The organism is Polaribacter sp. (assembly GCF_051251875.1).
Lineage (GTDB): Bacteria > Bacteroidota > Bacteroidia > Flavobacteriales > Flavobacteriaceae > Polaribacter.
Genome location: NZ_JBPOGL010000005.1, coordinates 21,674 through 34,034 on the forward strand (window position 1 = coordinate 21,674; position 12,361 = coordinate 34,034).

The 12,361-nt window shown below is 31.1% G+C and carries 8 protein-coding genes; 2 read left to right on the forward strand and 6 right to left on the reverse strand.

The features are described 5' to 3' along the window. Positions 1-5: 5 nt before the first annotated feature. A complete protein-coding gene (locus tag ACSHW5_RS03695; RefSeq protein ID WP_435674765.1) occupies positions 6-1,358 on the forward strand; it encodes a UDP-N-acetylmuramate--L-alanine ligase in 1,353 nt (450 codons plus the stop codon). Here ACSHW5_RS03695 and ACSHW5_RS03700 read toward each other — a convergent pair. The 6 genes from ACSHW5_RS03700 to trkA all read right to left on the reverse strand — a co-directional run bounded on the left by ACSHW5_RS03700 (position 1,342) and on the right by trkA (position 9,911). Then, positions 1,342-2,439, reverse strand: a complete 1,098-nt coding sequence (locus ACSHW5_RS03700) for a nucleotidyltransferase family protein (protein WP_435674766.1) — start codon at positions 2,437-2,439, stop codon at positions 1,342-1,344. The genes ACSHW5_RS03695 and ACSHW5_RS03700 overlap by 17 nt on opposite strands. Then, the gene (locus ACSHW5_RS03705) at positions 2,429-3,568 is read right to left on the reverse strand and encodes a hypothetical protein (RefSeq protein ID WP_435674767.1); all 1,140 of its coding nucleotides are present in this window, start codon (positions 3,566-3,568) and stop codon (positions 2,429-2,431) included. Before ACSHW5_RS03705 ends, ACSHW5_RS03700 begins: the two co-directional genes overlap by 11 nt. A gap of 84 nt (positions 3,569-3,652) precedes the next feature. Further along, entirely contained in the window at positions 3,653-3,820 is a 168-nt protein-coding gene (locus tag ACSHW5_RS03710) for a hypothetical protein (RefSeq protein ID WP_435674768.1), read from the reverse strand. A 54-nt stretch (positions 3,821-3,874) separates the two neighbouring features. After that, positions 3,875-6,868 carry a lamin tail domain-containing protein gene (locus ACSHW5_RS03715; RefSeq protein WP_435674769.1) on the reverse strand — a complete coding sequence of 998 codons (2,994 nt, stop codon included), beginning with the start codon at positions 6,866-6,868 and terminating at the stop codon, positions 3,875-3,877. Positions 6,869-7,060: 192 nt separating this feature from the next. Then, positions 7,061-8,563: a TrkH family potassium uptake protein gene (locus ACSHW5_RS03720; protein ID WP_435674770.1), complete on the reverse strand. Its 1,503-nt coding sequence runs from the start codon at positions 8,561-8,563 to the stop codon at positions 7,061-7,063. Position 8,564: 1 nt separating this feature from the next. Beyond that, on the reverse strand, positions 8,565-9,911 hold the full coding sequence (gene trkA / locus ACSHW5_RS03725) for a Trk system potassium transporter TrkA (RefSeq protein ID WP_435674771.1): 1,347 nt from the start codon (positions 9,909-9,911) through the stop codon (positions 8,565-8,567). Positions 9,912-10,094: 183 nt separating this feature from the next. Here trkA and ACSHW5_RS03730 point away from each other — a divergent pair, with 183 nt between their 5' ends. After that, a complete protein-coding gene (locus ACSHW5_RS03730; protein WP_435674772.1) occupies positions 10,095-12,353 on the forward strand; it encodes a tetratricopeptide repeat protein in 2,259 nt (752 codons plus the stop codon). Positions 12,354-12,361: the final 8 nt, after the last annotated feature.

A 12,361-nucleotide genomic window follows, 5' to 3' on the forward strand; every position in this document is an offset into this window, starting at 1 on the left:
ATTAAATGAACATTCACTTTATTGCTATAGGCGGTTCTGCCATGCACAATCTTGCAATTGCATTACAACAAAAAGGATACCAAGTTTCTGGTTCTGATGATACAATTCACAACCCGTCTAAATCTAGGTTAGAGAAATACGGATTATTACCAGAGGAGTTTGGTTGGTTTTCAGAAAAAATTACATCAGAATTAGATGTTATTATTTTAGGAATGCATGCTAAAAAGGACAATGCAGAATTGTTAAAAGCACAAGAACTAGGATTAAAAATTTATTCTTATCCGGAGTTTTTATATGAGCAGTCTAAAGATAAAACACGGGTGGTAATTGGTGGTTCTCACGGAAAAACAACAATTACTTCTATGATTTTACATGTATTAAACTATCATGAAAAAGAAGTAGATTACATGGTTGGTGCACAATTAGAAGGTTTTGAAACCATGGTTCATTTAACAGAAAAAAACGATTTTATTGTTTTAGAAGGCGATGAATATTTGAGTTCTCCAATAGATATGCGACCTAAATTTCATTTATATAAACCTAACATTGCGCTGTTAAGCGGCATTGCTTGGGATCATATAAATGTGTTTCCAACTTTCGAAAATTATGTTGATCAATTTAGAATATTTACAGATTCTATGATTCATGGAGGAAGTATGATTTATAATGAGGAAGATGAAATAGTAAAGGATGTGGTAGAAAACTCGGAAAATCATATAAAAAAATATCCTTATAAAACTCCAGAACATTATATTGAAAATGGAATTACTTTTTTAAAAACCATTGATGGAGATTTGCCTTTAGAAATTTTTGGAAATCATAATTTACAAAATTTGGCGGGTGCAAAATGGATTTGTCAGCACATGGGAGTTGATGAAGATGATTTCTATGAAGCAATTGCCAGTTTTAATGGAGCAAGTAAGCGCTTAGAAAAAATTGCAGAAAGTACAAGTACAGTTATATTTAAGGACTTTGCACATTCGCCTTCAAAAGTAGCAGCAACTACAAAAGCGGTAAAAGAACAATATGCAGAAAGAACAGTATTGGCTTGTTTAGAGTTGCACACCTATTCTAGTTTAAATGCAGCGTTTTTATCTGAATATAAAGGAGCTTTAGATCCTGCAGATAAGGCAGTGGTGTTTTATTCTCCGCATGCGGTTAAAATTAAACAATTGCAAGAAGTAACTGCAGCGCAAATTGCAAATGCATTTGAAAGAGATGATTTAATTATTTACACAAATCCGGATGAATTTAAGGAGTTTTTGTTTCATCAGAATTTAGAGAAAACTGCCGTTTTGTTAATGAGTTCTGGTAATTATGGAGGTTTAGATTTTGAAGAGGTTAAGAGTTTGGTTTAGGTTTATCTAAACTGAATTGTTTTAAATAAAAACCAACATCCTTAAACCGTCTAAATGTATATGAACGGTACTCTTTATCTATAAAAGAATATTGTAGAATTTTAACTTTATCTTTAATTTTGATATAAGAATTAATCAATTTAATTTTTCTGAGTTCTTTTTTAGAATTTCCTATAATTTTAAGATATGATTCTAGATATTTTTTTGATTCGTTATTAATTGTGTATTCTAAACTTTTAGGTGCGTTTAAAATTTCTGATGCACAAATTTTATAGTCATTCAAATATTTCTTTATCGTCTTATTTTCTATAATTCTTTTTGTGGAAATTGTTTTAATAGACAATAAAAAACTATCATAAACATTTCTTAGAGTAATCGTTTTAGAAAAATAGAGATTATCATTAATTTGTTTTTGTAAAATTGTAATTAAAAATTGATTTTCGAAAGAAGCAACTTTACAATTACTAGAAGAAAATGAATTTTCTTCTAGAGTTTTATAATCTAAAAAACTGGTGTAGGGTTTCTTTAAAACTTTGTTATGAACTTCTACAGCTCCAATTCTGTTTTCTTTAACCATTTTGGGATAATGCCAATGAAAGTCCATATAAGTTTCATTTTTGGCACTATACTTTTCCTTCTTTAAAATCTCTACAGTATTTTTAAAGTCTTTTTTAGAAACAATAAAATCAATATCTCCCACCATTCTTTCCGCAATATCTTCATAGAGACCTTCTAATAGATTTCCGGTTCCTTTTAAGAATATAGGTGTGATATGGTTGGCTAATAGTAATTCATTAATTTCTTTGGCTTGTTCTATAATTTGCAAATTTCTTTCTCTATTCAGATCAGTAATATGAATCATATAATTCACCAATTCTTCTGGTAAGTAATGAAGAAAATTGGCTCTTTTTAAATTGCAATATAAAGCAGGAAAAACAAAATGACCGGTACTTGCTTTTACAACAGAATCCCAATCAATTTCAGTTGTTTTTAATTGAATTTCAATTTCTTTTTTGTTCTTTTCTTCCAAAGAAATTGTTAAACATTTTGCAACAAAAAACAGGGTTTCTTTATAATTCATTATTAAAAATATTAGAAACGGTCTGTATCATTTCCTTATTATTAGAATAGGTTAATTGATAGCAATTTAGGTTGGCAAACCAGTCTAAAAATATTTGTGCATTTTCTATTTCTGGTGATAACCAAGAATCTGGAATTAATCGCTCAAAAGCATTAATTTTTGAAATTTTATCACAGATTAGGTCAGATCCTTTTTCATATTTGATAAAAACGACATCATTACATGGTAAATGGGCAAAAAGGTCTTCGTTGTTTGGTTGTATGTATCGTACTATTTTATTAAGTCTTTTAAAATGAAACTCAGCAGAATTCTTTAATTCTGGATAAATAGGAAGTAAAGAGTCTAAGCTATTTTTTTTAACAGATATAGAAGCCGGAAAACTGTATACTTCTTGTTTTTTAGCATCCATTGGTACAAAATCGTCGGCTAAACAAGTAAATCCGTTGGCTTGTAAAAGTGCTAAGGAAGTACTTTTTCCATTACCAGAATCCCCTAAGAATAACATTGATTTTTTACCATTACTCACTGCGGATGCATGAAAAACGCCCAACCATTGTTTTTCATCTTTTTGATGAATTTTTTGAATGAGTTCCATTGAAAATTTTCCTTGAAAAAAATGAATTTCTTTTTGACTCCATGCACCAATAAAAAGATTATCAATTAATAAAAAAGTGAAATTATTATTGGTAAAAACTGTAAATTGATGGTTGAATTCTGTTGTGATATTAGTCTCTAAATAAGCAAATTTAGGATGAACTAAATACAATTCATATTCAGAAGAATAGGAAACCTTAATAACAAGGCTATTTATTTTATAGTATTTTATAAACTCAAATTCTTTTGGTCTTTGAATATCTCTATAATCATTTACAATTTTTGTTTCTTTTTTAGATTTTGGTTTGTAAACTCTTTTTTCTAGGTCTATTATAAAGTCAAAGGTTTTATCAACAGGTACAGATAGTTTTTTAGATAAAGCAGCTGCTATCTCTTTTACAGAAATTCCTTTACTTAATCTTTTTAATATATCTGCAGTTTCATTTTCTAAAACTAGGTACTCATTACTGTTTTTAAACCAAACTATTGTTTTGTTTTCAACTACTTTATATAACATTTGAGAAGTGTCTTTCATAAAAAATAAAAGTAGTTATTTTATTATTTATACAAAACAAAAAACGCCTCAAATATTGAGGCGTTTTATTTTAAAAGGTTTTTTTTAAAAATCTAAACCTGGTGCTGCTGGACTTGAAGCTTGTGCTTTTTGTGGGTTAAGAATTAAATAAGTACCCAGTGCTGTTAATGCGGCATATTTACCGTAATTACCAATTTTTTTTAGAGCATCTTTTCTAGTAATATTGTTCATTTCTGTTTCTTGCTTGTTCATATTTATCTGGTTTTTATTAACTGCCTGCTTTTAGCAGGCAGAATTTAGTGTTATTTATTCTAAAATTATTTTTTTATTTACGGTTCCTGTAGCAGATTTTAATTGTACAAGATATACACCTAATGCCAATTTTGGCAATGCAATTTCTTTAACTCCGTTAGAATTAAAAGAAGTGTTTACTATTTGTTTTCCAAGAATTGTAAACATTTTTAAACTTGTTTCTCCTTGTTCTAATCCAACTATTTTTAAAGTTGATGAGTTAGGCGCATAGATGCTTATGTTTGTTGCATCTATCTTAGTTACACCTAAAGCACTATTAGAAGTATGTAAATAAAATCTACCAATTCCGTTTGCTGCTTCTGTTAGCGTAACTTTATATGAAGCATTTATTTCATTTAAATTCGTAAAAACACCTTCTTGTCTGTCTTCTAAAAATACATATACGCCAGAAGGAATGTTTAAAGCATCCGCAGTAAAAGTAAGTTCTTCATTTGCTTTTGCTATTATACCTAAAGGAACAATTGTAGTTTCTAAATCTGATTTTGGCACAGATTGTACAGCTAAGTTTTTACCTTGATTGTTTTCTACTAATTGTGTGTAAATAGCCAATTTATAATCATAATCACTAAAAATAGAACCGTCATAACCATTATCAAATCCTTTAGTAACGCCTTCTAAATAGTATATTTCAGTATTGTGTTTAGTATCTGCTTGTGCTACATTTAAAACTATTTCAGTTCTAGAATTTCTTAAAAAAGTATCTGATTGATGACTTTGATTTGTAGCCGTAATAGTTACTTTGTTTGATGATGCAGTTCCTGCAGTTACAAAAAATCCTTGTCCTGGTGCAATCTCAAAAGAATCATCAGTACCAGATAATTTTGGCACATAAATTTCTGTAGCAGGATCCCATATATATAAGGTCTGTTCATCTAATCTATTCGCAGCAGCATTATCTGAGAAGAAACTTCCAACATTTACAAAAGCTGTAAAAGGATTTCCTACCAAATTATAGTTATTACCTGCACCTTGTGCGATAGTAAAATCTTTATCACCAGAAGTATATGTTCCTGTAAAAGCTACATTACCTGCAGTAACTAATTTTACTACATATCCTTTCGTATCAAAAGAATCTGTACCTGAATATCCATCTTGATAATAATTCCAAGCTGGTGTTGCATTATTATAAGAAGCAATACCTCTATTTGAAGCCGTTACAGAGCCAGATGCTAAGGTATGATTAGACATAAAATCTGCTACGGTTTGTCCGGTTACAGGTGAAGAAACTGAATGCCATGCCTTTGATGATGATGCATCTGCGGTTAAAGTTCTGTTATAAGTAATGTTTCCTGTTACCGTTGATTGTGCAATAAATGAAGCTCCATGATTTATTATCATTGAATTAACTGTTATAGCTGATGAAGCTGTTGCTCCATTGGTAACTTTTAATATATGAACATCATCCCCACTTGTTGGAGTTACGCCTGTACTCCAATTAGATGCTGTATCCCAATCATTGTTGGTAATTCCTTTCCATGTGTTGGTTGTAAAAGGTACATTAGATACGTTATATCTTCCAGGAGAGGCTAAAACAGGATTGGTTAAAATTGTTTCATGTTTTACAAGTGTTGTACCAGTTAGGTCTTCATTTCTTCCTATTGATTCATCACTATTAGCTTCGCTTCCATAAGAATATGTTGCAATAATGTCTCCTGAAGAATTTTTAAGGGTAACTGTATCTCCTGTGTTATTAAATGATAAACCATTACCAGAACCTTTGTCTGAAATTCCTGGAATATTAGTAAAAGGTGCATTTCCTCCACCAAAAATAACTACTGATGCACCTGCAGGTAGCGTAACAGCTCCAAAAGTATATTGAACACTAATTAGGTCTGATATTGTATAGCCAGTTAAATCATGAGGAATTAGATCCGTATTTACTAATTCTACAAATTCATCGTGAGTAGTACTTACAGTACCATCCTGGTTCGCATCGATGCCAGTTGGATCAGCTAGAATTTCATTAATTACTATATTAGGTACAGGAGGTACTTCATCGTCAGTAATAGTAAGGGTGTGTTGTGTAGTTGATCCTAATACAGCTGAGTTTCCTCCAGAAACATTTTGTAAACTTAATACAATTGTTTCATCTCCTTCCAAATCTCCATCATCAATAATTGTAAAGGTAACACATTGATTTGCACTACTATTTGCAGGGAAGGTTAAGGTAATAGGATATGTTTTAGAAGCGTAATCTGTACCATTTGTTGCTGTTTCACTTGTAAGTGCAAGTTCTACAGAAGTTGGGTTCGTATCCTCATTGGTAATTGCAACACAAACATCAATAGATGTTCCGTTTTCTGTTACTGAAGAAGTAGCGCTACTAAAAGAAACGTTGGTATCTGTTGAGGCAACTTCTCCTACTAAAGTAATGTCATCAATATTCCAATACTCATTTCCACTATTATTTTTTCCTTCTACTTTTAAAGCTACAGAAGTTGAACCATCTGGAATCGTGATTTCTAAAGTAGCATAATTATTAGCATTTGTTCCTCCTTGAGGCGCGGCATGATTAATACTAGTACCTGCAATAGTCGTTGCAGTTAAGGAAGCTGCATAATCCCATCTTGCATTACTGTTTCCATCAATTTGTATGTCTGCAGAAGTAGGAAATCCTGTTCCATCTATATTTGCATAAACTTTAATATAGTCAGCCCCATCAGCACCATTACCACTAGTTCCTGCTGTACTGGATAAATACACTAAAACTTTCACATTAGATTTTCCAACTATAGATTGAGAAGCAAATTCTACTGTTTCATTTCCATTGTTAATTGTCCAAGAATTTGATCCAGATTTAATTCTAGCATTACTTGGTGTATCCGATCCTCCCGCATTAGAATTAATTGACGGTGTTCCTGCACTTATTGCCCATGTATCCGATCCTTCAAATCCGTTGGATACAATTGTTGTTTGGCAAAAGCTGTAATTTGTGGTTAATGCAAAAATAAATAGCATTGCAATTTTTAAAATGTCTTTTTGTTTCATGTTTTTTTAATTAAATATTAGACCTCTAAAGTAGGAAAAAAAACAAACACTTTAAAATGTAAAGGCTTATTTAACCGTATAATAATGTTAGTTTAAAGAGGTTATAACATTTTCAGAGATCTTATCAAAAAATAAATCCTATAAAAAAACCCTAATAAAGAAAAATACGTGGAAATGATTTTAAAGAGAACCTTAATTTCGTCGCCAAAAGAAGGGTGTAAATAAAATAAGAACAGTAAAAAGTTCTAAACGCCCTATCAACATTAAAAAGGAACAAAACCATTTGGCAGCATCAGATAAGTGAGCATAATTATCTACTGGACTTACGGAGCCAATTGCAGGGCCAATATTTCCTAAAGAAGATGCCGCTGCTCCTAAAGCAGATATAAAATCTAGTCCCAAAAGCGTGAGAATAACGGACGATAAAACAAAAATTAACATGTAAATAATAAAGAAGGAAAGTATGTTAAATACAATAGTATGTGGTATGGATTTTCCGTCTAGTCTTACAGGAATAATGGCGTTTGGGTGTAATGCTTTTTTAAATTCTAAAAAGCTATTTTTAAGCATTACAATATGTCTTACTATTTTTATGCCACCACTTGTAGAACCTGCAGAACCCCCTGTAAAAAATAATGCAAAGAAAATTCCCGTAGCAAAGAAATGCCACATGGTAAAATCTGCAGAAACAAAACCAGTGGTGGTTACTACAGAGGTAACCATAAATAAAGAATGCCTTATAGCACTTTCTACTTGTCCATACACCATTGGATGCGCAATACTTGTTTGTAAATTTGGGTCTTGAAAAAAGATGATAATAATCGCTATAATTGCAGTAACACCTATGGTTCCAAAAAAGTAATATTTAAATTCTTCGCTTTCAAATACTTTTTTAATTTTTCCTTTCAAAGCAAAATAGGTCAATACAAAGTTTGTTCCTGCTACCAACATAAAAAAGATAATAATATATTGAACCCAAGGTAAATTATTAAAGAAAGCTACACTGTTATTTTTTGTAGAAAAACCTCCTGTACTCATTGTTGCCATTGCATGATTAATAGCATCAAACCAGGTCATACCAGCAACTTTTAATAAAAAGAATTGGGCAAAAGTTAAAGAGATATAGATTAAATACAAACGTTTTGCCGTATCTGTAATTCTTGGGTGTAATTTATCTGCAGATGGTCCTGGGGCTTCTGCCATAAAAAGTTGCATTCCTCCAATTCCTAAAAGAGGTAAAATTGCAATGGTAAGTACAATTATTCCCATTCCGCCAATCCAATGTGTTGCGCTTCGCCAAAATAAAATTCCTTTTGGCATGGATTCTATATCTGCTAAGATGGAAGAACCTGTAGTAGAATATCCTGAAATTGTTTCAAAAAAGGCATCTGCAACACTTGGTATTGTTCCTGAAAATAAATATGGTAACATTCCTGTAAAGGAAAGAATTAACCATCCTAAGGTTACTATTAAATATCCATCTTTCTTTTGAATATTTGTGTTTTTAGGTTTGTTTAAGAAATAGAGTAAAAGTCCTATAATTACCGTTACAATTCCTGCTTTTAGAATACCCCATTTTGCATTTTCATTATGATACACACTAAAGGGATATGCGATAAACATAAAAAACCCGTTTAAGATTGCAGTAATACCTAAAAAGCGAAATATTATTTTGGTGTTTAGAGTACTCGTCATATTATTTAAATAAACGTTCTACGGCACTTATGGCTTCTGGTAAACAAAAAACAATTACTTTATCACCCGTTTGAATTTGCATGTTTCCATGAGGCATAATTGCTTTTTTATCTCTAATAACACCACCAATAACAGCTTCTCTAGGAAAACGTAAATCTTTAATTTGGCATTCAGAAACTTTTGCATTTTCTTGAATTTCAAATTCAAAAACTTCTGCATCTATGTTGTGTAAATTGGCCAAAGCCAAAATTTCACCTTTTCTAATATGTCTAAAAATATTACTTGCAGCAAGTAGTTTTTTGTTAATTAAAGATTGAATACCAATGGTTTGAGAAATATGAATATAATCCATGTTTTCAACGAGCGCCACTGTTTTTTTAACTCCTTTAGATTTGGCTACTAAACAAGACATTATATTGGCTTCAGAATTACCTGTAACCGCAATTAAAGCATCAGTTTGTCTAATATTTTCTTCTTCTAATAGTTCTAAATTTCTACCATCACCATTAATAACCAAAGTATCACTTAATTGTTCTGCAAGCGCTTCTGCACGATCTTTATTTTTTTCAATCAGTTTTACTTTAAAGTTATCTTTACTAAGTTTCCGGGCTGTTTTTTCGCCAATGCTTCCACCACCAAGAATCATTACATTTTTAATTTCGAATGGTTTTCTGCCGGTTATAGGATAAAGATCTTTCATGCTATAATTGGGTACACAAAAATATACCTGATCATTTACTTGGTAAACAGTATCTCCTCTAGGAATAATTGTTTGCGTAACACCTTGTCTTTTAATAGCAATTGTTGTAAAATGTACTTCCGGAAATTTATGTTTTGCTTCTTTTACGTTTAAATCTACAATGGGAGATTTATAGGTTAATGGGGTTCCTAATACATTAAAAATACCACTTTCAAAGGCTACAGTGTCATTAAAAGAAGATTGCTTTAACAGCATCTTTATTTCATTTGCCGCCAATTCTCTAGGTGAAATCATAAAGTCTAGACCAAATTTCTTGAAATCAACTTCACATTCATTTAAAAACTCCGGATTGTCTATCCTAGCAATTGTTTTTTTTACGCCTAAAGATTTTCCAATTACAGAAATGGTAAAATTAGTATTTTGGCTATCGGTAACTGCAATTAGTATATCGGCAGATTCTATTCCAATTTCTTTTAATAATTTAATAGAAGTGGCATCGCCTTTTTTAGTAATAACATCTAAGTGACTGCTAAGGTATTCTAATTTTTCACCATCAAAATCAATGATGTATGTATCTTGAGACTCGTAAGAAAGAAGTTTAGCTAAGTGAAAACCAACGTCTCCAGCTCCGGCTATAATAATTTTCATATATTAATAATAGGAATAAGATACAAAGATATAAAGAGTTTTGTTGCAAATGCAAATAAATATTGCTTTTCAATTTTTAATAATTTTTTAACTTTTTTTTTGAATAAAAACTGATAAATATCTTTTTTTATAGCAAATAGAAACTTTAGTTTTACAGCTACAATTTATACAAAAACACTTTTCGTGAATTCAAAATACGTTTACTCCTGGTTTTTAATTAAAATAGGAACATTTTTGTTTCTTTCTCTATTATTTTTTTCTTCCTGTACTAAAAAAACAGAATACAAGGAGGTCACAAAGAATGAAGGCGTTTTTCTTTCGGGAAAAATGATTCCGGATGATCATTTTTTAGGAGATAAAAAATGTCAAGAATGTCATCAAGATCAATTTAAAAAATGGAAAGGATCTCATCATGATAAAGCGATGCAACTGGCAGATAGTGCTTCAATTTTAGGAAATTTCAACAATCAAAAATTTGTTAGCCAGGGTGTTGTGTCTCGTTTTTATAAAAAAGATACAGATTTTTACGTAAATACAGAAGGACCAGATGGTAAAAATCATGATTATAAAATTGTGTATACTTTTGGTATTACGCCTTTACAACAATATATTGTTCAATTCCCTAACGGACATTTTCAATGTTTAAGAACTGCTTGGGATTCTGTTAAAAATAAATGGTTCGATTTATATCCAGATTTTAAGGTGGTACATTCAGAATGGTTGCATTGGTCTAGAGGTGGTTTAAATTGGAACAACATGTGTGCCGATTGCCACTCTACAAATGTTCGTAAAAATTACGATGAGAAAACGCATAGTTACGATACTAAATTTGCAATAATTAATGTAAACTGTGAAGCTTGTCATGGTCCTGGAAAACAACATGTTGCTGATGTTGCAGAACTTGGTGAAAAATATGTAGCAAGCGGTTCTTTTCAAATGACAACTGCCACAGCACCCAAAGAGTTGGTAGACCAATGTGCACGTTGCCACATGAGAAGAGAACAGTTTTCTGAGCTTTTTAATTTTGAAGGAACGTTGTTAGACCATTATTATCCACAATTATTGGAAGAGAGATTGTATCAGGCAGACGGTCAAATTTTAGATGAAGATTATGTGTATGGCTCTTTTTTACAGAGTAAGATGTATCAAAATAATGTTACCTGTACTAATTGTCATGATGCGCATACGTTAAAACTAAAGTTTGATGGTAATAAATTGTGTGCACAATGTCATGTTCCAGAAAAATATGATACAGCAGAACATCATTTTCATCAACCAAATACAGACGGATCAAAATGTATAAACTGTCATATGCCAGGAAGATTTTATATGGGGAATGATTTTAGAAGAGACCATAGTTTTAGAATACCAAGACCAGATTTAAGCGTTAAATACGGAACGCCAAATGCATGTGCAGGCTGTCATAAAGATAAAGATGATGTTTGGGCAGCAAAAAACTTTAAAACACTATTTGGAGAAGTAGATTCTATTCATTATTCAGAAAAATTAGCACCAGGAATTACGATGCAACCTAATGGACATGTAGGTTTAATTGAGTTAATGCATGATACACATCAACCAGAAATTGTAAGAGCGTCTGCTACTAAAGTATTGTCTAATTACAATGCACAAAATTTTGTACAAGAGTATATTACTTTATTAAATGATAATTCTGCATTGGTAAGAGGTGCTAGTGTAGATGTTTTAAGTAGTGTGAACTCTAAAGATTATACGGCTTATTTTTTACCCTTATTAGAAGATCCAAAAAGAAGTATTAGAATTAAAGCTTTTTTTGGGTTGGGAGGAGTAACAGAAGCAGAAATTCCTGAAGTTTACAAAGAAAGCTACACAAAAGTAAAAGAAGAATTTTTTCTACATCTAAACACAAATGCAGATTTTGTTGGCATAAGAATGAAAAGAGGAGATTATTATTTGAAGCAAGGAAATACGGCAAAAGCAATAGAGAGTTTTGAAAGTGCCTTGGCAATTGATAATATTAATAATCAAATTCGCTTAAGTTTAGCAACATTATATTATAACAATAAAGAATATAAAAAAGCGGAAGATGCCTTTTTAACAATCATTGAACAAGAGCCTACTTACGGACCTGTTTATTATTCATTGGCTTTAATGTATGCCGAATTAAATAGAGTAGATGATGCCATTGTTCAACTTAAAAAAGCAAGTAAATTATTACCCAAAAACATTAGAGTGTATTATAACCTGGGATTATTATATGATAAAAAGCAAGATTTTAAAAATGCTGAAAAAGTGCTAGTTGCCGGTTTAAAAGTAGAAGGAACTAATGAGGGCTTATTGTATGCTTTGGCGTATTTATATGCTAAATCTAATCAAAAAGAAAAGGCTAGAAATATTGTAAATAGGTTGATAGATTTATATCCGAATAATCAACAATATAGAAATTTTTTAAATCAATTATAATTTTACCG

Bases quoted from the DNA above. Each gene is read 5' to 3' on its own strand.
- ACSHW5_RS03710 (WP_435674768.1), bottom strand. From the start codon at position 3,820: ATGAACAAGCAAGAAACAGAAATGAACAATATTACTAGAAAAGATGCT.
- ACSHW5_RS03715 (WP_435674769.1), bottom strand. From the start codon at position 6,868: ATGAAACAAAAAGACATTTTAAAAATTGCAATGCTATTTATTTTTGCA.
- ACSHW5_RS03700 (WP_435674766.1), bottom strand. From the start codon at position 2,439: ATGAATTATAAAGAAACCCTGTTTTTTGTTGCAAAATGTTTAACAATT.
- ACSHW5_RS03705 (WP_435674767.1), bottom strand. From the start codon at position 3,568: ATGAAAGACACTTCTCAAATGTTATATAAAGTAGTTGAAAACAAAACA.
- trkA (WP_435674771.1), bottom strand. From the start codon at position 9,911: ATGAAAATTATTATAGCCGGAGCTGGAGACGTTGGTTTTCACTTAGCT.
- ACSHW5_RS03695 (WP_435674765.1), top strand. From the start codon at position 6: ATGAACATTCACTTTATTGCTATAGGCGGTTCTGCCATGCACAATCTT.
- ACSHW5_RS03720 (WP_435674770.1), bottom strand. From the start codon at position 8,563: ATGACGAGTACTCTAAACACCAAAATAATATTTCGCTTTTTAGGTATT.